At 49.2% G+C, this 21595-nt stretch carries 22 protein-coding genes; 18 read left to right on the top strand and 4 right to left on the bottom strand.

Translation table 11 applies throughout. From position 1 onward, the window contains the following. The first annotated feature begins 83 nt into the window (after positions 1 to 83). Positions 84 to 947: a sulfate ABC transporter permease subunit CysW gene (cysW, locus tag H1230_RS30595; RefSeq protein WP_239713524.1), complete on the top strand. Its 864-nt coding sequence runs from the start codon at positions 84 to 86 to the stop codon at positions 945 to 947. 107 nt (positions 948 to 1054) lie between these two features. After that, the gene (locus tag H1230_RS30590) at positions 1055 to 1294 is read left to right on the top strand and encodes a YezD family protein (RefSeq protein WP_154120888.1); all 240 of its coding nucleotides are present in this window, start codon (positions 1055 to 1057) and stop codon (positions 1292 to 1294) included. Positions 1295 to 1395: 101 nt separating this feature from the next. Here H1230_RS30590 and H1230_RS30585 read toward each other — a convergent pair whose 3' ends face one another. Continuing rightward, positions 1396 to 1704 (bottom strand): hypothetical protein, encoded by a 309-nt coding sequence (locus H1230_RS30585; RefSeq protein WP_239713523.1) that lies wholly within the window; start codon positions 1702 to 1704, stop codon positions 1396 to 1398. Between the two features lie 211 nt (positions 1705 to 1915). Between H1230_RS30585 and H1230_RS30580 the strand changes: the two genes are divergently transcribed. The 3 genes from H1230_RS30580 (at position 1916) to H1230_RS30570 (ending at position 5141) form a co-directional block, all read left to right on the top strand. Beyond that, complete coding sequence (locus H1230_RS30580) at positions 1916 to 2320, top strand: GNAT family N-acetyltransferase (protein WP_239713522.1); 405 nt, start codon at positions 1916 to 1918, stop codon at positions 2318 to 2320. 141 nt (positions 2321 to 2461) lie between these two features. After that, complete coding sequence (locus tag H1230_RS30575; RefSeq protein ID WP_239713520.1) at positions 2462 to 3094, top strand: NAD(P)-dependent oxidoreductase; 633 nt, start codon at positions 2462 to 2464, stop codon at positions 3092 to 3094. A 289-nt stretch (positions 3095 to 3383) separates the two neighbouring features. Beyond that, entirely contained in the window at positions 3384 to 5141 is a 1758-nt protein-coding gene (locus tag H1230_RS30570) for an NAD(P)H-hydrate dehydratase (protein ID WP_239713519.1), read from the top strand. 8 nt (positions 5142 to 5149) lie between these two features. Here the strand turns inward: H1230_RS30570 and H1230_RS30565 are convergent, their stop codons facing one another. Then, on the bottom strand, positions 5150 to 5605 hold the full coding sequence (locus tag H1230_RS30565) for a hypothetical protein (RefSeq protein WP_239713518.1): 456 nt from the start codon (positions 5603 to 5605) through the stop codon (positions 5150 to 5152). 356 nt (positions 5606 to 5961) lie between these two features. Here H1230_RS30565 and H1230_RS30560 point away from each other — a divergent pair, with 356 nt between their 5' ends. The 5 genes from H1230_RS30560 (at position 5962) to sdaAA (ending at position 9152) form a co-directional block, all read left to right on the top strand. Then, entirely contained in the window at positions 5962 to 6165 is a 204-nt protein-coding gene (locus tag H1230_RS30560) for a hypothetical protein (protein WP_239713517.1), read from the top strand. 219 nt (positions 6166 to 6384) lie between these two features. Then, positions 6385 to 6969, top strand: coding sequence for a DUF4269 domain-containing protein (locus tag H1230_RS30555; RefSeq protein ID WP_239713516.1), 585 nt, complete (start codon positions 6385 to 6387; stop codon positions 6967 to 6969). Between the two features lie 16 nt (positions 6970 to 6985). Then, positions 6986 to 7408, top strand: coding sequence for a GNAT family N-acetyltransferase (locus tag H1230_RS30550; protein WP_239713515.1), 423 nt, complete (start codon positions 6986 to 6988; stop codon positions 7406 to 7408). Between the two features lie 158 nt (positions 7409 to 7566). After that, positions 7567 to 8277, top strand: a complete 711-nt coding sequence (gene sdaAB / locus H1230_RS30545; RefSeq protein ID WP_239713514.1) for an L-serine ammonia-lyase, iron-sulfur-dependent subunit beta — start codon at positions 7567 to 7569, stop codon at positions 8275 to 8277. Next, positions 8274 to 9152 carry an L-serine ammonia-lyase, iron-sulfur-dependent, subunit alpha gene (gene sdaAA / locus H1230_RS30540; protein ID WP_239713513.1) on the top strand — a complete coding sequence of 293 codons (879 nt, stop codon included), beginning with the start codon at positions 8274 to 8276 and terminating at the stop codon, positions 9150 to 9152. The genes sdaAB and sdaAA overlap by 4 nt, the downstream gene beginning before the upstream one ends. Positions 9153 to 9157: 5 nt before the next feature. On the opposite strand, the gene H1230_RS30535 is transcribed toward sdaAA, so the two are convergent. After that, complete coding sequence (locus H1230_RS30535) at positions 9158 to 9460, bottom strand: hypothetical protein (protein ID WP_154120899.1); 303 nt, start codon at positions 9458 to 9460, stop codon at positions 9158 to 9160. A gap of 96 nt (positions 9461 to 9556) precedes the next feature. Here H1230_RS30535 and H1230_RS30530 point away from each other — a divergent pair, with 96 nt between their 5' ends. Continuing rightward, entirely contained in the window at positions 9557 to 9751 is a 195-nt protein-coding gene (locus H1230_RS30530) for a YwbE family protein (RefSeq protein WP_154120900.1), read from the top strand. A 168-nt stretch (positions 9752 to 9919) separates the two neighbouring features. On the opposite strand, the gene H1230_RS30525 is transcribed toward H1230_RS30530, so the two are convergent. Then, positions 9920 to 10711 (bottom strand): HNH endonuclease, encoded by a 792-nt coding sequence (locus H1230_RS30525; protein WP_239713512.1) that lies wholly within the window; start codon positions 10709 to 10711, stop codon positions 9920 to 9922. 363 nt (positions 10712 to 11074) lie between these two features. Between H1230_RS30525 and H1230_RS30520 the strand changes: the two genes are divergently transcribed. From H1230_RS30520 to H1230_RS30490, 7 genes are all read left to right on the top strand, one after another. Continuing rightward, entirely contained in the window at positions 11075 to 11557 is a 483-nt protein-coding gene (locus tag H1230_RS30520; protein WP_239713511.1) for a hypothetical protein, read from the top strand. Positions 11558 to 11605: 48 nt separating this feature from the next. Then, positions 11606 to 12625, top strand: a complete 1020-nt coding sequence (locus H1230_RS30515; RefSeq protein ID WP_239713510.1) for a LacI family DNA-binding transcriptional regulator — start codon at positions 11606 to 11608, stop codon at positions 12623 to 12625. Positions 12626 to 13052: 427 nt separating this feature from the next. Further along, complete coding sequence (locus H1230_RS30510; RefSeq protein ID WP_239713509.1) at positions 13053 to 14393, top strand: glycoside hydrolase family 30 protein; 1341 nt, start codon at positions 13053 to 13055, stop codon at positions 14391 to 14393. 22 nt (positions 14394 to 14415) lie between these two features. Continuing rightward, positions 14416 to 17658, top strand: a complete 3243-nt coding sequence (locus H1230_RS30505; protein WP_239713508.1) for a cellobiose phosphorylase — start codon at positions 14416 to 14418, stop codon at positions 17656 to 17658. A gap of 216 nt (positions 17659 to 17874) precedes the next feature. After that, on the top strand, positions 17875 to 18831 hold the full coding sequence (locus H1230_RS30500) for an ABC transporter permease (protein WP_239717651.1): 957 nt from the start codon (positions 17875 to 17877) through the stop codon (positions 18829 to 18831). An 18-nt stretch (positions 18832 to 18849) separates the two neighbouring features. Then, positions 18850 to 19740, top strand: coding sequence for a carbohydrate ABC transporter permease (locus H1230_RS30495; RefSeq protein ID WP_239713506.1), 891 nt, complete (start codon positions 18850 to 18852; stop codon positions 19738 to 19740). A 105-nt stretch (positions 19741 to 19845) separates the two neighbouring features. Next, complete coding sequence (locus tag H1230_RS30490; RefSeq protein WP_239713505.1) at positions 19846 to 21528, top strand: type 2 periplasmic-binding domain-containing protein; 1683 nt, start codon at positions 19846 to 19848, stop codon at positions 21526 to 21528. Positions 21529 to 21595: the final 67 nt, after the last annotated feature.

The following is a 21595-nucleotide window of genomic DNA, read 5'->3' as shown; positions in this document are numbered from 1 at the left end:
ACAAAACTAAGCGTGTGCTTTCGAAGTAGTTTTGCGAAGAGTATCAAGAGGTCTATGCTAACAAAACTTTTAGGAGGAATACTATGGCGGGTACAGTTCCCCTCAACATATCGAGGCCGCAGAAGAGTGTGTCTTCGCCCGCGACGAGGGAATCCTCTGCTGTAAAATGGGTGCTGATTGCCGCCGCTGGCTTGGTCTTGTTCTGGCTAATTGCGCTGCCGCTGATCGTCGTACTTACGGAGTCACTGAAAAAAGGCTGGGGCGTATATGTGGCTGCGCTGACTGATCCGGATGCCGCGTCAGCACTACGGTTGACACTGCTTGTTGCAGCGATCACGGTACCACTCAACACCATTTTTGGGGTGACAGCAGCTTGGGCGGTGACCAAATTTCGGTTCCGCGGCAAAGGTTTTCTAATCACTCTGATTGACCTGCCTTTTGCTGTGTCGCCAGTCATTGGCGGACTTATCTTTGTCCTGGTGTTCGGCGCACACGGATGGTTTGGTCCCTGGCTGAGTGCCCATGATATCAAGATTGTGTTTGCACTCCCGGGAATCGTATTGGCAACACTTTTTGTGACCTTTCCTTTTGTAGCGCGCGAGCTTATACCGCTGATGGAAGATCAGGGCACACAGGAAGAGGAAGCAGCCATTACATTGGGTGCACGTGGTTGGCAGGTCCTTTTCCGGGTAACCTTACCTAATATTAAATGGGGTCTATTGTACGGTATTATTCTGTGTAATGCGCGGGCCATGGGTGAATTCGGTGCGGTGTCTGTAGTATCCGGACATATCCGTGGGGAGACGAATACCCTGCCGCTGCATGTGGAGATTTTGTATAACGAATATCAATTTTCGGCGTCTTTTGCCGTAGCTTCATTACTGTTGCTGCTGGCTTTGGTGACGATGATCATTAAAAGTTGGCTCTCACGCAAAAATGCTCATTGACAGCACTTTTGATTCCGTGCTAAGTTAATTCGTAGTATACAGCTGGGTAATGAGGGAATTTAGTTAGGCGGGAGATGATCCCGACCCGGGGAAAGGGAGGCTGGAGAATGGCTAAACCGCTTAAGGTGGATGAGATATGGTTGGAGCGGATTGCAGGACTTCTGGATGAGATGGAATTCGGCTCATTGCATATAGTGGTGCATGAAGGGCAGATTGTTCAGATGGAGCGAACGGAACGCAAACGTTTTGAGAACGGAAATGCAAATGCAACCCCAAATGCAAATACACGTTATAGTGGAGAGACCGGAAGCCGGCGGACTGATTCCCGTTCTGTAGGAAGAGGATAGAAGCTACTTTTGCCCTTATAAAATGTTTACCCAAAAAGACCCGTTACCTCAATTTAATTTGAGGAACGGGTCTTTTCGGTGAAAGTTGATGTGTTGATCTGTTAATAGCGCGGGGTCCGCCGTGAAGTGGAGACACCTTCTACCAGCAGCACAATAGCAGTGATGCCGTGCATAATCCAGCCAACGAAAGGAATTAGCGCTATAATTGAAGTAACTAATCCGAGAATATTTCCGATGAAAGGTCCACGTTCTCTTAGCAGTACAATAACAGCAATAGCATGCAGTAAAAAGGCAATTCCAAGCGGGGTCCAACCATTAGCGACTACAAAGAGCCCACCGATAAACGGTAGCGCCAAAAAGGCTTCATACGCGAAAGTTCCCCATTTTAGGAGCTTTGCTAAAGGAGACATTATATTCACCATCCTTGTTAGAATAATTGTAAATGGATAGATAAGGCCGTGTTGATATCCACTATTTCATAAGTTGTAATACGCAGGAACAGAGCTGTCGTTTCAAAGTTGTGGTACACGGGTTACCCTTGTTGTGAGGAACGCTGTCGTATATATTGGTTAGGGTCACTGAATCGCACAAGAGAGCGAAAGAAGCAGGGGGATCTAGACGATGGAGAAGCTGATTATCCGCCATGAAGCACCTTCAATTGAACAGTATTTGAAGCTGCGCCGTGACGCTGGACTTAGTGCAATGAGTATGGAGGGAGCTGCGCTCGGATTGCCGCGCTCTTCTTTTGCTGTCACATTATATGAAGAAGATCAACTTATAGGTATGGGGCGTGTGGTTGGGGACGGGGGATGTTTCTTTCAAATAACGGATATAGCGGTAACCCCCTCCCACCAAGGACGTGGTCTCGGAAAAACAATTATGTTTGAAATTGCTGCATATCTCGATACGGTACCTGATAAGGCTTACGTAAGTTTGATTGCAGACGGGGAAGCGGCAAAACTGTATGAGCAATATGGGTTTGTACCGGTTATGCCACAATCACAGGGGATGTTCCTACGTCGTTAGGTGAAGGGATAAATAATGATTGAAGGCCATAGAGGGAAGAATATCGGGAATCGCTGTAAGGCAGAGTGAATTTACAAGAAGCTACTAAAGGTTATTGAAAGGCGCGGTATGGCCTTATCGGAGAAAGTGAGGAAGTAGAAGATGGATGTTGTAGTGATAGGTGCGTCAGGAACGATTGGAAAAGCGATTGTACAGGAGGCGTTGAAAAGAAAACATCAAGTGACAGCAGCGGTGCGCAGACCAGAGTCTATATCCATAGAGCATGAGCGTCTGCAAGTCGTAACGGTTGATGTATTGGACCCTGCTTCGGTAGCGGCTGCGGTCCGCGGGCATGGAGAGGTGATTAGCGCTTACGGGCCGGAAAAAGGGCAGGAGCTGGATCTGCTCACTGCGGCGGCTTCTCTGGTACAAGGTCTGCAAACGGCGGGAGTAGCTAGGCTACTGATTGTTGGCGGTGCAGGCAGCCTCAAGACAGAATCTGGGGAATGGCTCATGGATACACCGGATTTTCCTGAGGAGATTAGACCACTGGCCGCTGCGCATGCAGATGCCTATGAGATCTATAGAAGCTCGGAGCTCGACTATACGTATGTAACTCCGGCTGCCTTGATTCAGTCAGGGCGGCGAACAGGACATTTCCGCATCGGATTGGACCGGCTCGTGCTGGATGATAACGGTGATAGTATCATCAGCGTTGAGGATTTTGCCGTAGCTATGATTGACGAGCTGGAAGAGGGGAATTTCAGCCGTACCCGATTTACGGTTGCGTATTGATGATGTGGATTGGGTAGGTAAACGGACACAGGAGACGTTACTTTCTTGAAATAGCCCTCCTTTCATTGCGGGCGGACTGAGATTCCGTTATTGCACCTGAAATTGTGAAATAAGGCTCTGTATTCACGAATAGCGGATTCTCTGTCCGCCGCTGCTTCCGATTAGGCCATCTTCAAGAGAATAACGGATCTGTAGTCCGGCTAAGGGCATGTTTTGTCGTTTTGCCGGGCTGTTTCGATAGGTATAGAGTAGCTGGCGTTGTGAGTATGGTAGAAGGGGGCTGAACTACATGTATTTGGTGACGGCGAAGCAAATGCGGGAATTGGACCGTGAGACGATTGAGCGGCTGGGAATTCCGGCGATTGCGCTGATGGAGAACGCTGGCCGGGCCATTGCAGAGGAGATCATCGCCCTCTGCCGGCGGCAGGCGAGAGGAAGCGCAGCACCCGCTTCGGCTGGGAGCTACGAAGCGGGTAGGTATATTGGAGCTAACGGGCATAGTGGAGCTAACGGGCATAGTGGAGTAGACAGGTATAGTGGAGCGAACGGGCATGGTGTAGCAGATGGGCATAGTCTAGCGGGCGATTATAGCAGAGCGGACGCTCCGCTGAAGGGATTTAAGGTCAGCGGCGATGAGGCGCTGACTCTGGATCATGCCGCTGCCGAGCACTGGCTGATCCTTGTCGGCAAAGGCAATAACGGCGGCGATGGCCTCGCCGCCGCAAGGTACCTCAGCGAGTCCGGCATCGCCGTCACGCTGGTCTATGCAGTGCCGCCGGAGTCGCTGACCGGCGAGGCCGCCCTGCAGCGCGATGCCGCTGCAGCAATGGACCTGTCCGCCGTAGTATACGGCCGGGACAGGCTGGACTTTGCCGTATGCAGCGGCATCCTGGATGCGCTGCTCGGCACCGGCGCCGCGGGTGCCCCGCGCGGCGCCTATGCGGAGCTGATTGCCGCGGCGAATAGCAGCGGCAAAGCCATTGTGTCTGCGGACATCCCTAGCGGTCTGAACGCAGACACGGGGGAGACGCATGAGCCGTGCATTCATGCGTCTGTGACGGTATGCCTCGCGTTTCTCAAACGCGGGCTGCTGCAATACCCCGGTGCGGCAGCAGCGGGGCATGTGGTAGTTCGGTCGATCGGCATCCCGGCTTCCCTAGCCCGGGAAGCGGGCGTGACGACCTACCTGCTGACACCGGAAGTGCTGCGCACGCGCCTGGATGTGGATCTGTCACGCCGCCGGTCGCCCGAAGGCCATAAGGGTACTTATGGGCATGTGCTGGTGGCGGCGGGCACAATGCCCATGAGCGGTGCCGGACTGCTGTCAGCTCGTGCCGCGCTGCGTAGCGGCTGCGGTCTGGTGACTTGGGCGCTGCCGCAGAAGCTGCTGCCCTTTGTGATTGGCGCAGCACCCGAGCTGATGCTGGTGCCAGTGGGCAGCAGCCCGGATGGGACTTGGGAGGCCGGAACAGCTGCAGAACTGCTGAAACTAAGTGCAGAGCGAGATGTTATGGCCGTTGGTCCTGGCCTCGGCCGATTTACGGGAGATAACGATTGGCTTCGCACACTGTGGGAGGAGACGGATTGTCCTCTCGTTATAGATGCGGATGCTCTGAATATATTAGCTGAGCAGGATTATAGCTGCTGGAATAACCGGAGGCAGCCAGTCATTCTTACTCCTCACCCCGGAGAAATGGCTCGGCTCGCTGGCTGGTCTACGGTTGAAGTTCAGCGTGACCGTATCGGCCTCGCTTTGGCCTACGCGCAGGAGCACGGCGTTATCCTTGTCCTAAAGGGAGCGCATACTGTAATTGCGACTCCAGATGGGCAAGCCTATGTAAATACCACCGGTCATCCAGGTATGGGTACTGGCGGAGCGGGTGATGTGCTGACAGGCATTATTTCCGGACTGCTGGCTCAGGGACTAAAAGCCGCACAAGCGGCGGCCTTTGGTGTATACCTGCACGGATTGGCTGGAGAGCGAGCTGCTTATCGACGTCATAATCCGGCGTCATTAATCGCCGGTGACATTATAGAAGAGCTCTGACCCATGGCTCAGAGCAGGAGCAGACATAGCAGCGGCACGAACAGCGCGAATATGGGGAGCAGCAGAGTGTAACGTTCCACCACCAGCTGCGCTATCCGGAACAGTAAAAGTCCGGCAATCCCGCCAATACCCCACAGGATTGAATTCCCTCCCTGCTCTGCGACCAGCCAGAAACCTGCACCAAACCCGGCAGCAGCATATATGAATAGGGCAAGGATCTGGGAAGTGGAGCGCAATATGCGCAGTAGTGCATCAGCTACCAGCGCAGTCGGTAATCCATAGGCATATATGGCATAGGGTAAAGAAATAGGCCAGCCCTTCGGGATACCGCCACTTTGCGGAAATCCAAGCAGCAGCAGGGAAATGAGCAGAAAGGTTAATCCGGCACAGGCCAATTTACTTAAGGCATATAAGCCAGCCGTTAGCCGGACAGACGGGATATCGTAGTCATTCATTTTGTTCATAAGCAGCTGTCCTTTCCAAGGAGAGTGGGTGTGACTGCCGGACTGGAGATGAATCCGGTAGTTCTCAGCTTGTAACCATATCCCTTCCGTTGACATGGCATCAGTTTCTAGTATTCCTCTTTGCGTTCCCTCTTTCCGTATATTTCTATGCGTGTGCCCAGAAATGGGTGCGCCGTTATCGCGTCTAATGTCTTCAATTCCTGGGTTCGAGGGTATGGGTTCGAATTCATTTAACGAGTCTTTGGTCTGCTAACATAATATACGAGAGGGGAGAGTACGGATGTCCCAAGACACCCAAATGAAAAAGAACACAAGCAGGGACATCCAAGCAGCAGAGAGGAAGCAACAAATTCTGGATGTCGCTAAGTGTCGGGACTGCTCTGCTTGTAACCATTACGACCTATAGCGGAGGGAGTTTGGGACACACAAGCGATGTGCAGAGTTTAATCCATGGGATGAATGTTGCTTCGATGGTCACTACCGGAGCTGCAATTATCACACTGGTCTTAGCCTTCTTCATCAAACGTAAGGAACCTGTGAAGACAACGTTGGCGGCTTAACACAAATATCAAGATAGCTAATAAAATGATCATTGGATATTGTGGTCCATACAACAGTAACTGCCCTCTACTTCGCCTTTTTGGCTAGGTGGAGGGCAGTTTGCATTCTCTTGGGAGGGACATACGCGACTGTTATTTTATATTATAATTACTTATACATATTCTCCTGCGTTAAGCTGACAGTAGATATTTCGGGATTATTAATTAATGGAGGTAAGCATGTCGGGAATTAGGGATTGGCGTAATCTTGCCTATTTGCTGCGTGGTTCAACGGTGCAAAGGGAGGTCTACACTCTGCTTCAGCAGTTGGATATCATGAATGTACTGGCTGAATATGAACCGATGCTGGTGGGCACTGTACCGCTGGGAATTCAGGTAGAGAGTAGTGATCTAGATATTATTTGCGAGGTCTATGACCAAGAGGAGTTTACGGTGACAGTCCGCCGCTCTTTTGGCCAAATGGATGATTTCTGCCTTGTAACTCGACTAGTCGATGGAATACCCCGCTGCAAGATTAACTTCCGAGCAGGTGGGTGGCCTATAGAATTATTTGCTCAGCCACAGGGTACGGGGCGGCAGAATGGCTATCTGCATATGATTGTCGAAGCACATATATTAAATCTGCTGGGCAATGAATTCCGCGAACATATTATTGAGCTGAAATCAGGTGGTATGAAGACGGAACCAGCTTTTGCACATCTTTTGAGTCTGAATGGTGATCCCTATGAGGCGTTGTTGGCGTTAGGGGAGCTGGAGCTAGGGGAACTGGATTCTATATGTAAAAGGTCATATTCAAATATGTAGATGTGGAGGAAAACCAATGATTTACAGAGACATGGTTGCGGAGGATTATGAGGCGGCCTATAGGTTATGGGAGAATACGGAGGGCATGGGGCTCAGTGGAGCGGATTCACGGGCTGAGATTGTAGGTTATTTGGAGCGCAATCGTGGCTTTAGTCAAATCTGTGTGCATGAGGATGGTACTCTAGCTGGGACAGCGCTCTGTGGACATGATGGGCGCAGAGGTTATATGTATCATGTTGCGGTTAGCAGTGACAGTCGGGGAGTGGGGGTGGGCCGTGAACTGGTGTCCCGATGTCTGGACAAGCTGCGGGTAAACGGCATTGCCAAATGCCATCTGATGGTTATCGAGAGCAATGCGCTGGGGCGCCGCTTCTGGGAAAGTCTTGGTTGGCAGTACAGAGATGGAATCGAGCTGTATTCCCAAGATACCAGTGTATAGATGTAACTGCAGCAAGCTTCATCCATAATATCTGATATGCCACATGATTTTAATATGGATGATATAACAGTGAATGTCACAGTGAAGTCCAGCAACTTGTGCAGTATAATATAAAAGCATAATAGGAGAGTCAAATTCTAATCGCGGGAGGCCTGAGTATGCGTTTTAAAGATGTATTTTCAATTATTGGTCCGGCAATGGTCGGGCCTTCCAGTTCGCATACAGCAGGAGCTGCACGGATCGGGAGGGCAGCCCGACAGGTACTGGGTGAGCTGCCGAGCGTGGCAGAGGTGACGTTCTTTGGTTCTTTCTCGGCTACCTATCAGGGTCATGGTACAGATCGGGCCATAGCTGGCGGACTGCTGGACTTCACCACCGATGACCCTCGGCTGCCCGATTCTTTAGAGCTGGCGGCTGAGGCCGGGATGGAAATTTCCTTTCGGCAGAGAACCGGATTGTTTCCCCATCCCAATACGGTTCGCCTGCATTTGACCGGTCGGGATACGGGAAGTGAGTTGACGCTGACGGGAATATCGATCGGTGGCGGCAACATTGAGATCGTGGATATCAATGGCTTTGGAGTGAAGCTCACGGGCATGTATCCAACGGTTCTGATTGACCATATGGACTATTTAGGGGTTCTGGCCAGTGTTACGGATGTGATGCGCAGAGGCCATTTTAATATCGGACATATGTCTTTGGATCGGAAAAATCGCAGCGGAGCAGCTTTGACGGTGCTTGAGCTGGATGAATCGGCCACACTGGAGCTGATCCAAGATTTAGAGGCTTTACCTGCTGTGAAGTCGGTAAAGCTGGTTAACCTAAATGAAGGTACACAGGAAGAGAAAGGGAAGGAAAGTACAACATGAATTTTCAAACATTGAGTGAGCTGGCTATATTATGTGAGAAACGTAGCTTAGGCATCGGAGCCCTGATGTTAGAGGAGCAAAGTGCAGAATCAGGACGTCCTAGTGAACAGGAATTTGCTACGATGAGCCAATATTATGGAGTGATGAAAGAAGCAGTTCATCGGGGCATGCATGAAGATACCACTTCACGCAGTGGACTTACGGGGATGGATGCTCAGCGTGTCGGTGCATATAACACAGCGAATGAGCCGTGTCTTGGCGGATCAGCGGGTCAAGCGATGGCTTACGCGCTGGCTGTATCTGAAGTGAATGCCTCAATGGGCCGTATTATCGCTACGCCCACAGCAGGTTCCTGCGGGATTATTCCGGGTGTGTTTCTCAGCTGTCAGGAGCGCTTCGGTTGGAGTGACGACTATATGGTATCCGGCTTGTTCGCCGCTGGTGCGATTGGCTATGTCATTGCCAACAATTCTTTTGTATCCGGCGCAGAAGGTGGTTGCCAGGCCGAAGTCGGTTCAGCCATAGGAATGGCGGCCGGTGCACTGACCGAACTGCGCGGCGGAACACCTGCACAAGCAGTACATGCAGTGGGTCTGGCGCTAAAGAATTCGCTGGGTCTTATCTGTGATCCGGTCGGGGGGCTGGTCGAGATTCCTTGTATTGTTAGAAACGGATTTGGTGCAGTGACCGCATTGGCCGCCGCGGATATGGCGCTAGCCGGTGTTCGGAGTGTTATTCCGTCTGATGAAGTAATCCAAGTGATGTTGGAGGTAGGTTCAGCGATGCCGGAGAAACACCGCGAGACAGCAGGGGGTGGCTTGGCGCAGACACCCACCGGCCGCAAAATCATGAGGGACCTACGCAGCAAGAAGTAATTGGATCAGAGCATTTTGAAGCGCTCCAGCTGTTCCCATAACCCTTCGCGCCGGAGAATTTCTGGTTGCTGCGGGCCGATCAGATCGAAATGGGGAAACGGTGAGCGATTATGAATATATTTGGCGGGTAACCCATTGTGCTCACACCAGCTTGTCAGCCGGGCCAGGTCGCTGCAGCCAACTTTGGTAACGGTAGTAATGCCGGGGAAACGCCGATCAATCCAATAATGAGTCAAGAAAGCGATCTCTCCTGCAGAGACCGCTTTTTTCCAGCGGGTTAATTCGTCTCTGTTAATTCCGAAGGCCATAGCTGTCCTCATCCTTATCTATAGTAGTTGGCTCCATTATAACTCTTTGCAGTCTTTTGATATAATAATAAGGGTAACACGAAAGGAGATCACATCATGAACGGACAAGTAAGAGCGGATATCCGCGCTGGGCTTGAAGTGGATATTGTATTGAAGCAGGACCAGCCTACAGGCAAGCTTACGCACGGATCGGTTAAGGATATTCTGACGAACTCACCCCGGCATCCGCATGGAATCAAGGTGCGCTTGACGGATGGACAGGTTGGACGAGTGAAGAATATTACCGGATAGGCTGAGTAAATTCATAACGCAACAAAATATTAGGTTCATAATCATACAAAGAAGCGCTCTATGTTTCAGGCTGGTGTTCACTTGAACATCAATTGGCCTGGGAGTAGGGCGCTTATTGTCTATATAAATTAACATTCGATGCTTGCCGTGACGTCACACGGAATAACTTTAGCGGCCCATAAATTCCTCTACATATTGGTCAGCCTTGGTCTGATTGCACAGATTGCAGGCACAGACGCAGTTCTCGGGGGTAGTATGTCCACCTTTGGCGCGTGGCAGCAGGTGGTCGATAGTATCTCCGTATAATCCGCAAAAATGACAGGTATAGTTGTCTCTGGTCAATATCATCGCACGAAAATCCTTATTGCTGTAGATTCGGCGGATGGTACGGCGGTTGATGACTACGGCGGCCCGCTCGTTGACCAAAGTAACTGCAAGCTCGAAATCAATCTCCTGATGCCACCGGCGACCCTTATCGCTGTGCCCGCGCATCAGAATCAGCCCCTTGGCAGATGGAGTCAGAGCCGATGTATCCTGCGGCTCCGGTTTCGGGCCACGCAGGTGCGGATGAATCCGTGGTTGTTCGGCTCCACGCGTGCGGGCTTTAGCCTTGGCTGCCGAAGAAGGGGGAAGTGCCTTCCCTTCTCTGGAGCGTTCCGGCAAAGAGTGCTGATGGGCTTTAACCGTTGCACTCTTTGCCGATAGGAGGGTTGGAACGGCTGCGGATATCGGTTGTGGTGCTGCTGACAGAGATCGGGAATCGGAGAGTCGCGTGATTGGCGCTATCTGAGGTAGATTCTTGGTCTCCGCAGTTTCCCGCTGTTTACGGCATTCCCGACAGGCCCCACGGCGTGACTGGCCTTTGGATCGTTTGCCTGTACGCCTGCGGAATTCAGAAAGCGGTTTATTCTGTTGGCAGTAGATACACTGTTTAGATAAAGGTAGATTGGTATCCGTCATAAGTATTTTTGGAAGAACGCTTTATTTGCGTCATTCCTATCTCCTCGTTTTTTAGGATGATGAAATCAATCCGTTTTTCCATTGAAATATAAGAATTTATATGCTTCACACGATAACTTATCCTTATATTTCTCGAAGAAACGGGTGCCATCCCTAAAAGGACGGCAAAGCCGTTTCATCTTGTAACTTTAGTATAGCGCAAAGAGCAGTAATTCACACCGAATACCCCAAAGTTCGTATCGTAGATCAGGTTGTGATATGTATCTCGGCCAGCAGGAGGGAAAACCTGTAAAATCAACACGAGGGCGATGTTATGGTTATGAGAAGGAAACCCATTCGAGATGTGGAAATGAGGCTGCCACAATGGTACAAAGACAAGAAAGACCGTTTACTGTAACATTTCTTTATATTCTGCAGGCTTTTTTGGGCGTGGGTGCGCTAGGCGGGGGACTGGCCCTTTTGGCTGATCCCAGTGGTGAAATGATGGGAATGCCATCTTCGGTGCTGGAAAGAACGATATTTCCCGATTTTTTAATCCCAGGTATTCTACTGCTTGTTGTGTTTGGTCTCTTGCCTCTGTTAATCCTGTACAGTCTGATCAAAAGACCGCAGTGGAAATGGGCGGATAGGCTGAATCCTTTTACAGAGCTGCACAGCTCATGGGCCTTGTCGCTTTATATCGGATTTGGGCAAATTATCTGGATTATGGTACAGACCTATATGATGAATGCAGTATCGCTAGTTCATGTTTTCTATACATGCTTAGGCCTGCTGATTCAGGCAATTACGCTGCTGCCCTCTGTGCAAAAATTTTTTGTGCTGGACGGCCGTGGGGAAAGACGTTAAAATGGCTTTGAACAGAAAGGGCTTACATTTGGACGGGAGTGAATCGGAGTGACCACTATATACGATATTGCCAAAAGAACCGGTTACTCTCCAACAACCGTATCCAAGGCGTTCAATAATTACTCCGATGTGCGGGAGAAGACGCGCCAGGATATCATCCGGACAGCTCAGGAAATGGGGTATGTTCCGAACTCCCATGCCCGCACACTGACCACCAAGAAATCATGGACGATCGGCGTACTGTTCATCGAGAGCACGGGAGTCGGTATCCGGCATCCTTTTTTCAGCAGCGTCATTGAGAGCTTTAAGCAGGTAGCCGTCTCCAAGGGTTATGCCTTAATGTTTATCTCCAAGGATGTCGGGGGCAAGCAGAGCGGGTATTTGGAGAATTGCCGGATTCGGGGTGTCGATGGGGTTGTTGTCTTCTTGTCGGATTATGAGGACCCGTATTTTCAAGAGCTTCTAGACAGCGCTATCCCTACAGTAATTCTGGATTTTGAGACTCCAAAGTCGCATACGGTATGTTCCAACAACATGGCTGGTGCGGTGCTGGCGGTAGATCATCTGGCTTCTTTGGGGCATCGCAAGATTGCTCATATTTCTGGAGGGGTAAACACGTTCCCGGGAAGCGAACGAGAACGGGGCTATAAGGCTGCAATGAAGCAGCTGGGCTTGGAAGTGTCCGACTCTTATATCGTGGCTGGTCCGTATTATTCTCTAGAGAATGGCTATAGCGCGATGAAAGAGCTTCTTCAGCTACCGGACCGACCAACCGCAGTTTTTGCTTCGGGTGACTTGTTGGCATTGGGGGCAGTTATGGCGGCAAAAGACAGCGGACTTTCCGTTCCGACTGACATCTCAGTCATCGGGTATGATGATATCGATCTGGCTAGACACGTCACACCTGCTTTGACGACAATCCGTCAGGATACGGTTCTGCTTGGAAGCCAGGCGGCCGATCTTCTGTTCTCTACCATCGACAAAGTTCAAGAAGGCATGGAAGCGTTAAAGCTTCCTGTGGAACTAATTGTCAGAGATTCCTGTGCTCCTCCGAGAAGCGTGGAATAGGAGACATTGGCAAGTGGAGCTGAGCTGTGCTGGAATCTAGGATGAAGAACGGAGTTGATTGATGCATTTGCTGAAGTCGATAGGCACTCACTGAAATGGGATTAAATTAACGTCAATTTATGCTGCTAACAAGACGTATATATCGCATTTGAATCGATTAGCGTGCATTTCTGCCTCTAATTCAGCGGATAGCAGTCTGTAAGGCAGAATGGGATGAAAATAACGGCATAATTTGCTGTTATAGAGGGAAAATTGGCTGATTCGAGAAATTTAACGGCATAATTAACAGCTAAATTGTACGAAGGATGAAGTGATTTTTTTTTAAACAAATCGAAACCGGTTTCGATTCAGTTTGATGGACGTTAAAATCAATCAATCAATAAATAATCCTCCCAACCTAATTAATAAATCTAAGGAGATGGATGAAATGACAATAGTTGAAACTATAGTAACGGCAAAGGAAACGGGAGAGCGTCTGAGTCCAAAGGAAGGTTTGGCCTTTAAGGTACGGGCTGGGAGCAAGGCCGCGGATGTGGAACTGAAGCCAGAAGTGGAGTTTCAGAAAATGCTTGGTTTTGGGGGTGCTTTTACGGAAGCGGCGGCCTATACCTTGTCACGAATGAGCGCGGAGAAACGGGCTGAAGTCATTCAGCGGTACTTTCATCCGGTAGACGGCCTAGGCTATAACATGGGCCGCGTTCATATTCATAGCTGTGATTTCGCCCTCGGCAACTACACGTATGTGCAGGACGATGACACGGAGCTGGCTAGCTTTGATATATCCCATGATTACAAGTGGGTGTTGCCACTTATTAAGGATGCCATGGAAGTAAAAGGTGGAGCCTTTACGATGCTTGCTTCCCCGTGGAGTCCACCGGCATGGATGAAGACTAACGGTGAAATGAATAACGGAGGCTCATTGAAGCCGGAATACGCTGAACTTTGGGCGCGTTATTATACCAAATTTATCGAAGCTTATGGCAAGGAAGGGGTTCCAATCTGGGCGGTCTCGGTGCAGAACGAACCTGCAGCGGTTCAGGTCTGGGATTCCTGTATTTACAGTGCAGAGGAGGAGCGGGATTTTGTGAAAAATCATCTCGGTCCAGTTATGCGCGGGGCGGGCCTTAGTGATGTGAACATTGTGATCTGGGATCATAACCGCGATATTATGGTCGAACGTGCTTCAGTGGTCTTATCCGATCCTGAAGCTGCGCAGTATGTGTGGGGAACCGGCATTCACTGGTATGGCGGCGAGGAATTCGACAAGGTAGAGAAAGTGCATGACTTGTTTCCGGATAAGCATCTGCTGTTCACCGAGGGCTGTCAGGAGGGCGGAGTCCGGTTGGGCGAATGGTTCACGGGCGAACGTTACGGCCGGAACATGATTGGCGATCTCAATGCATGGACAGAGGGGTATCTGGACTGGAATCTGGTGCTGGATGAGACTGGAGGACCCAATCATGTGGGGAATCTTTGTGATGCGCCGATCATTGCGGATACGACAACCGACGAGGTTCATTACAACAGCTCCTATTATTACATTGGGCATTTCAGTAAATATATAGCGCCAGGCGCTGTACGGATCGGACTTGAGTTCGGAGTGGAAGGAATTCTATCCACGGCATTCCGCAATCCGGATGGCAGCATAGCTGTAGTGCTGATGAATGAAGGCGAAGCTAAACGTACGGTGACCCTGGGTCTGGGCGGAGAAATAGCCACCTGCGAGCTGGCGGCACATTCGATCACAACGCATTTAATTTCACTTTAATTAACTCTAAGGAGGCGTAGGCGTGAGCAATTATTATTTTGAGTCAGGGAAACAGGAGTCGGGAACATTTGTAATGGAACAATTTCATGAGGGTAAGCCGTTCGCCAGCTTTCTGCCAGGGCTGGCCGGGTTAAAAGGAATTCCGATGTGGACCTTCTATGTGAACCGGGGGCAAGGAGTGTGCAGCTTCGGGGTACGTGATAAGAACTCGCCGATCATGGAATTCTCTCCGGCCAATATTTCCTATAAGAATGTAGCCTTATCCGGCTTCCGGACTTTTATCAAAATCAAAGGCGAGTCGGAAATCTATGAACCGTTTCAATCCGCGCGTCCAGATTCCGCAGCCAAGCGAGTCATGACGATTCTGCCTAATGGACTTACCATCGAGGAAATTCATGCTGGGCATGGATTAAAGACGACTGTACATTATTTCAATCTGCCCAATGATGACTATGCAGCATTGGTACGTAGAGTGGAGATTGAGAATATCAATGACACAGCGCTAGAATTTGAGCTACTCGATGGTCTGCCGGAAATTCTGCCTTACGGCGTAGAGAATAGTGGCTACAAAGATATCGGCAACCTGCTGCGCAGTTGGATGGAAGTCTATAATCTGGAGCAGGGCATTCCGTTCTATAAGCTGCGCTCCAGCACGAATGATGATGCGCAGGTCAGTGAAATTACAAATGGCCATTTCTACTTGTCCTTTACCGGAGAAGGGGAACAACTTGCACCAATCGTTGATTTCGAGGTGGTGTTTGGCAGCAATACATCGCTGGCCTACCCTGACCGTTTCGCGGAAATGCCGCTATCGGAGCTTGCCAAGCTGCCTCAATATCCGGTTAACAAGGTGCCTTGTGGGTTCAGTGGTGTAGAGCGGAATCTTGCTCCAGGTGCCACTCTGATCCTGAATACCCTAATCGGACATGTGAACGATATCGACAAAATCAACCGGAAAGCGCAGCAGCTATGCCGGGACGAATATATTACCCTCAAGGCTCAGGAAGCTGCCAGCCTCACTGAGGAGTTGACGGCAGATATTTCTACCCACACTTCCTCGGCCTTATTTGATGCCTACTGCCGGCAGTCTTATCTCGATAACTTCCTGCGCGGAGGGTATCCTTTTATATTCGATAATGGCGAAGACGGTTATGTCGTCCATCTATACTCACGCAAGCACGGCGATATGGAGCGCGACTATAACTTCTTCTCGCTGGCACCGGAATATTATTCGCAGGGCAACGGGAATTTTCGGGACATGAATCAGAACCGGCGCAATGATGTTTTTTTTAATCCGAAAGTAGGCAGCTTCAATATCAAAATGTTCTACAGCCTGATTCAGGCGGATGGCTACAACCCGCTGAGCGTGCAGGGAACGAGCTTCGAAGTGACACCCGATCATAAGAAGCAGCTTGGTCAATGGCTTGGGGAGGTTGCACCCGGTCATAATGAGGGGTTAGATACACTGTGTCGTGGAAAGTTTACACCAGGTCGGTTGATCAACTACATTGCCGACCATAACATTGCCTTGAAGGTGAGTGAAGAGGAATTCTTATCGTCGATACTCTCCATGTCCCAGCAGAACATAGAGGCTTCTTTCGGAGAAGGCTTCTGGTCAGATCACTGGACCTATAACTTGGATTTGGTAGAGGGTTACCTTGATATTTTTCCAGATAAAAGACAAGAGCTGCTGTTCGGGGACGAGGATTACGCATTCTACGACAGCCCGGCCTATGTTCAGCCCCGCAGTGAGAAGTATGTAATCAGCGACGGCAAAGTGCGGCAATATGGGGCGCTGCTGGAGGATGAGGAGAAGCTGCACAAGCTGAAACGGAAGGCCGGAGATACCCACTGGCTGCGCGTGGACGGCGGATATGGCTCAATTTATCGCAGCAACCTGTTCGTGAAAATGTTATCTCTAACACTCAATAAATTTGCTACCCTTGACCCTTACGGATTAGGTGTGGAGATGGAAGGGAATAAGCCGGGCTGGAATGATGCCATGAACGGGCTGCCAGGACTGTTTGGCTCAGGGATGAGTGAGACGTTTGAGTTGAAGCGGAATGTTGTCTTTTTGCTGGATGTGCTTAAGAACGGGGACAATGAGGAACTAAACGTGGAGCTGCCGGTGGAAATGGCTCAATTCTTAGAGCAGGTAGAACTTGCGGTCACTTCCGTGCTGTCTCACAAGCTTACGCAGTTCCGTTATTGGGATACTGTAGCATCAGCTCGCGAGGCTTACAGGGAAGCGGTTCGGTTTGGGATCAGCGGCCTACAGTCTGGAATTTCACTGCGGTTTATCCGGGGAGTACTCACCAAATTCCTTACCAAGCTGGATGAGGGTATCCGCCAGGCAGTTGAATTGGGGAACGGTCTAGTTCCGACCTATTTCCGCTTTGAGGCGACCCAGTTCCTTCCGGTGAAGGATTATGAGGGGAATCCAGTAATCAGCGCTTATGGCCTGCCTAAGGCTGTAGTTGAGGCTTTTGAAGTCTATGCACTTCCCTATTTCCTGGAAGGTCCAACACGCTGGCTAAAGACGCTGAAAGATCCTGAACAGGCGAAGAGCGTCTACCAATTCATCAAAAAAACAGAGCTGTATGATCCTACAACATCTATGTACCAAACTTCGGTCAGCCTTGACGGGGAATCTAATGAAATTGGACGCATGCGAGCTTTTACTCCAGGTTGGCTGGAACGCGAGTCAAACTTCCTGCATATGTCCTACAAATATTTGCTGGAGCTGTTGAAGGCTGGGCTATATGAAGAATTTTATGGAGAATTAACAACTTCACTTGTTCCGTTCCTGGACCCTGCTGTATATGGTCGGAGCACCCTAGAGAATTCATCCTTTATTGCTACGGGCGGCAACCCTGATCCCGGTGTGCATGGCAGAGGATTCGTCGCTAGGCTCAGCGGATCGACAGCAGAATTTCTCAGTATGTGGAGAGTGATGATGGCGGGTAAAAAGGTGTTTTCGGTCGTGGATGGAGAACTTGCCTTGACGCTGGCACCGGCACTGCCGGGATGGCTATTCGATGAGCAAGGCTATCTTTCCTTCACTTTCCTTGGAAGTACAGTAGTGACCTACTATAATCCACGGCGAGTGGATACTTTCGGGGAGCAGGGGGCAGTCATTAAGAGTCTACAGCTTGTCTATCGCGAAGGTATGGTAATCGATATCTCCGGGGCACTGTTGCGCGGGGAACATGCCGAGGCTTTGCGGCGCGGTGAAATTACAGAAATTCGAGTGGCATTGGCATAACACATAAAGTTGTGGGCTCCATTTTTCGGAGAATGTGCTGTAATCCGAAAAATGGAGCCCCTTTTCCAAAATATGAAACCTTACGGTGCTGGGTGAAAACAAATAAGATAAATACATAGATTGTAAGCGTTTTAAAAAGTAGAGATTTTAACTGGAGCCTGGAGGACCGTAATGAAAAACAAAAAAAATGAAATGACAGCAGTACCCTTGGACACGATGGCCCCTCTCGGGATACCACCGGTTCAGAAAGAAGTTGTGAGCCCTTACCGTAAGCTGTGGAAAAGACTGGTCGTCCAAAGGCATCTGCAAACAATGGCTCTACTAGGCGTAGTCTGGATGATTATATTCAACTACATTCCGATGTACGGCATTATTATTGCCTTCAAGGAATACAACATCGTCAAGTCGATTTCGGAGGCTCCTTGGGTGGGACTAACGCATTTCCGAGAGTTTCTGGATGACGATAATTTGGGGAGTGTCATCAAAAATACACTGGGTATAAGTGTAATCAAGCTGGTCATCGGATTTCCACTACCCATCATATTCGCGCTATTCCTGAATGAGATACGCTCGATCCGATTTAAGAAAAGTATCCAGACGATCTCGTACTTGCCGCATTTTCTCTCATGGGTTGTGCTTGGCGGGATACTTGCTACATGGCTGTCGGATGTGGGGATCATTAACCATATTTTGCTGGCACTTCATATGATTGATCAGCCTATTTCATATTTGGCCGAGCCGAAGTACTTTTGGACGATTATTATCACCTCGGATATTTGGAAAGAGCTGGGCTGGTCAGCCATCATCTATCTGGCCGCTATTGCGGGTGTATCTCCCGAGATGTACGAGGCAGCAACTATTGACGGAGCCGGGCGATTCCAGAAGATGTGGTTCGTTACTCTGCCGGCGATCAAATCAACGATCAGCATTTTGTTTATTCTTTCAGTCAGCGGGGTGCTGAACTCCAACTTCGACCAAATCCTGGTTCTGCGCAACTCGCTTAATGACAGCGCCAGTAACGTAATTGACTATTACGTTTACTATACAGGACTTCTATCAGGCCGCTTCTCTTATTCTGCTGCGGTCGGACTGTTCAAATCAGTTATCGCTCTCATTCTGCTGCTGATTGCCAACCAAGTATCCAAAAAAATCAACGACACATCGTTGTTTTAGGCCAAGGAGGACCTGCACATGTTTGCTCTAAACCGCAAAACGAAGAGCGAAGCCCTCTTCGATCTAGCTAATAATCTCATTATGTTGTGTGTATGTTTTCTTACCCTGTACCCCATTTGGTACGTATTGATAAACGCCTTTAACGATGGCAAAGACGCCATGCTAGGCAATATTTACTGGTGGCCGCGTGAGTTCACTTTGGAGAATTTCAAGGCGGTGCTTATTAGTCCCGGCATAATGCAGTCGATGTGGATCACCGTGGCCAAAACACTCCTTGGCGTGCTGGTGCATGTGTTTTTTACAGCGATGGTTGCCTATGCACTTTCCCGTAAAGATCTGATTGGCGGCAAGTTTTATATTCTGATGGGTACGGTTACGCTCTTCTTTGGCGGTGGACTCATCCCGACTTACCTGTTGATTAAGGATATCCATCTTCTGGAGAATTTCATGGTTTACATTATTCCGGTAATGTTCAGCTTTTTCGACCTCATTATCTTCATGACCTTCTTTCGGGAGATTCCCGAGGGTTTAGAGGAAGCGGCACATATTGACGGGGCAAATGACTGGACTATTTTCATGCGGATCGTATTGCCGGTATCCATGCCTGTTATTGCTACTATTGCGCTGTTCCATGGTGTATATCAGTGGAATGATTATTTTACAGGGATGATTTACATGAACAACGAGAATTTGCAGCCCATTCAGACCTATTTGTTCCGGGTGGTGGCCCAGTCCAGTTCAAGCCAAATGATGGTGGCCGTACAGGGCAGCGCACTAACCAAAACGGTAACCTCACAGTCGATTAAATTGGCCACAATGGTGGTCACTACGCTGCCGATTGTGTTCGTATATCCGTTCCTGCAGCGTTATTTCGTCAAGGGAATGATGATTGGCTCGATTAAAGGTTGATTTCTTAAGAAAGCACAGTTCACAGGGTAACTCCTCCAGCCGTTTTACAGCGGACCTGGGGTTATAAGTTATAATTAAACACTTTTAGAAAAGGGGTAAGAAAGTATGGACATAAAACGTAAACCGAGGAAAATGCTGGTGCTGATGCTGGCACTGATTATGACATTGACCGCAGCAGGATGTTCCAGCAACGGGAAGAACAACGAAACAACAGCCAACAAGGGGAATTCAACAAATACGGCTGCTTCAGCAGAGCCGACCGCCACTGCGTTATCAGCAGATGAGCCGGGCTGGAAATCCGATACTTCGCCAATCACCTTTGATTGGTACCTGAATTTCGCTTGGTTCCCTAATAAATGGGGGGTTGACCCAACCTCCAAATATATTACCAAAAAAACCGGTGTTGATATTAACTTCATCGTTCCTGCAGGGAATGAGAATGAAAAGTTGAATACTTTAATCGCTTCTGGCAAGCTGCCCGATTTCATCACGCTGGGCTGGTATGAAGATGCTGTTAAGAAAATGATTGAAGGCGATCTCGTACTTCCGCTCAACAAATTGGCTGATGAATACGATCCTTATTTCTTCAAAGTATCCGATCCCGACAAGCTTGGATGGTATACTCAAGAGGATGGCAATGTTTATGGTTATCCTAACGCCTCTTCTTCTCCGGCCGACTACAAGAAATACGGAGACAAATATGTATCCAACCAAACCTTCGTCGTTCGCAAGGATATGTATGAAGCAATTGGCAGTCCGGATATGCGGACACCCGAAGGATTCCTTAACGCGCTGAAGCTGGCGAAAGAGAAATTCCCGGATATTAATGGCCAGCCGATCATACCGCTCGGTTTGCACGAGTTTACCGCAACCGGTAACGATTCGTTGGAACAATACATTCAGAACTTCTTAGCGATTCCAAGACAAAAAGACGGCAAGCTGTATGACCGTGAAACAGACCCTGAATACGTTAGCTGGATGAAGACCCTGCGCCAAGCTAATCAGGACGGTTTACTGTCCAAGGATATTTTTATCGACAAACGTCCGCAAATGGAAGAAAAGATTGCTCAAGGTCGTTACTTCGCGATGCTGTATCAACGTTCTGACTTTGCAGCACAGGAAGGTACGCTGTATCAGCAAGACCCGAATAAAATCTATATCGCTGTGGATGGCCCCGCTAATTCTAAGCTGGATCCGCCTACGCTGAACGGACCGGCTATTTCGGGCTGGACAGTGACTCTCATCTCCAAAGACGTCAAGGATAAAGCCCGTGCTATTAAGTTCCTTAGCTACTTGAACAGTGAAGAGGGTAATAAAGACCTTTACCTGGGAGAAAAAGGTGTCAGCTATGATACTATCGATGGTAAAGACCAATTTAAACCAGAAGTATTTGACCTGATGAATAAAGACCGCTCGGCATTTGACAAGCAATACGGCTCATCTTTTACCTTCTGGATGTTGATGAATACAAATATCACAGACCAATGGACACCTAAATCGGTGGAGCCTTTCAAACAGCTTGAAGACTGGACGAGAGGAAAAACACAAAGTATCTCTGAATTTGACCAGATTGATCCATTGGCCAACTCTCCTGAAGGCATCATCTTAACTAAAATTAAAGAGCTGCGCAGCAAAACACTGCCGAAGCTACTGATGGCTACTTCGGATGCGGAGTTCGACAAAATTTGGACCGAGTATATCAACAAACAAAAGGATCTGGGTCTTGAAAAGTTACAAGCTTTCCAACAGGTTAAATATGAAGAGAACAAGAAAAAACTTGGCATGTAATCTAAACTATATCTGATAAGATCGCCCAAAGGCCCGCAGACCGCGGGTCTTTGGGTCTTTAAAATAT

It is taken from the genome of Paenibacillus sp. 19GGS1-52 (assembly GCF_022369515.1).
Classification (GTDB): domain Bacteria; phylum Bacillota; class Bacilli; order Paenibacillales; family Paenibacillaceae; genus Paenibacillus_AQ.
This window is presented reverse-complemented; position numbering and strand designations above follow the sequence as displayed.

What these genes read in the sequence shown, in the direction of transcription:
- sdaAA (WP_239713513.1), top strand. Translation starts at nt 8,274, where the DNA reads ATGAATTTTCAAACATTGAGTGAGCTGGCTATATTATGTGAGAAACGT.
- H1230_RS30575 (WP_239713520.1), top strand. Translation starts at nt 2,462, where the DNA reads ATGGATGTTGTAGTGATAGGTGCGTCAGGAACGATTGGAAAAGCGATT.
- H1230_RS30570 (WP_239713519.1), top strand. Translation starts at nt 3,384, where the DNA reads ATGTATTTGGTGACGGCGAAGCAAATGCGGGAATTGGACCGTGAGACG.
- H1230_RS30510 (WP_239713509.1), top strand. Translation starts at nt 13,053, where the DNA reads ATGACAATAGTTGAAACTATAGTAACGGCAAAGGAAACGGGAGAGCGT.
- H1230_RS30520 (WP_239713511.1), top strand. Translation starts at nt 11,075, where the DNA reads ATGGTACAAAGACAAGAAAGACCGTTTACTGTAACATTTCTTTATATT.
- cysW (WP_239713524.1), top strand. Translation starts at nt 84, where the DNA reads ATGGCGGGTACAGTTCCCCTCAACATATCGAGGCCGCAGAAGAGTGTG.
- H1230_RS30585 (WP_239713523.1), bottom strand. Translation starts at nt 1,704, where the DNA reads ATGTCTCCTTTAGCAAAGCTCCTAAAATGGGGAACTTTCGCGTATGAA.
- H1230_RS30580 (WP_239713522.1), top strand. Translation starts at nt 1,916, where the DNA reads ATGGAGAAGCTGATTATCCGCCATGAAGCACCTTCAATTGAACAGTAT.
- H1230_RS30590 (WP_154120888.1), top strand. Translation starts at nt 1,055, where the DNA reads ATGGCTAAACCGCTTAAGGTGGATGAGATATGGTTGGAGCGGATTGCA.
- H1230_RS30490 (WP_239713505.1), top strand. Translation starts at nt 19,846, where the DNA reads ATGGACATAAAACGTAAACCGAGGAAAATGCTGGTGCTGATGCTGGCA.
- H1230_RS30525 (WP_239713512.1), bottom strand. Translation starts at nt 10,711, where the DNA reads ATGACGGATACCAATCTACCTTTATCTAAACAGTGTATCTACTGCCAA.
- H1230_RS30495 (WP_239713506.1), top strand. Translation starts at nt 18,850, where the DNA reads ATGTTTGCTCTAAACCGCAAAACGAAGAGCGAAGCCCTCTTCGATCTA.
- H1230_RS30535 (WP_154120899.1), bottom strand. Translation starts at nt 9,460, where the DNA reads ATGGCCTTCGGAATTAACAGAGACGAATTAACCCGCTGGAAAAAAGCG.
- H1230_RS30550 (WP_239713515.1), top strand. Translation starts at nt 6,986, where the DNA reads ATGATTTACAGAGACATGGTTGCGGAGGATTATGAGGCGGCCTATAGG.
- H1230_RS30500 (WP_239717651.1), top strand. Translation starts at nt 17,875, where the DNA reads ATGGCCCCTCTCGGGATACCACCGGTTCAGAAAGAAGTTGTGAGCCCT.
- H1230_RS30530 (WP_154120900.1), top strand. Translation starts at nt 9,557, where the DNA reads ATGAACGGACAAGTAAGAGCGGATATCCGCGCTGGGCTTGAAGTGGAT.
- H1230_RS30555 (WP_239713516.1), top strand. Translation starts at nt 6,385, where the DNA reads ATGTCGGGAATTAGGGATTGGCGTAATCTTGCCTATTTGCTGCGTGGT.
- H1230_RS30565 (WP_239713518.1), bottom strand. Translation starts at nt 5,605, where the DNA reads ATGAACAAAATGAATGACTACGATATCCCGTCTGTCCGGCTAACGGCT.
- sdaAB (WP_239713514.1), top strand. Translation starts at nt 7,567, where the DNA reads ATGCGTTTTAAAGATGTATTTTCAATTATTGGTCCGGCAATGGTCGGG.
- H1230_RS30560 (WP_239713517.1), top strand. Translation starts at nt 5,962, where the DNA reads ATGTCGCTAAGTGTCGGGACTGCTCTGCTTGTAACCATTACGACCTAT.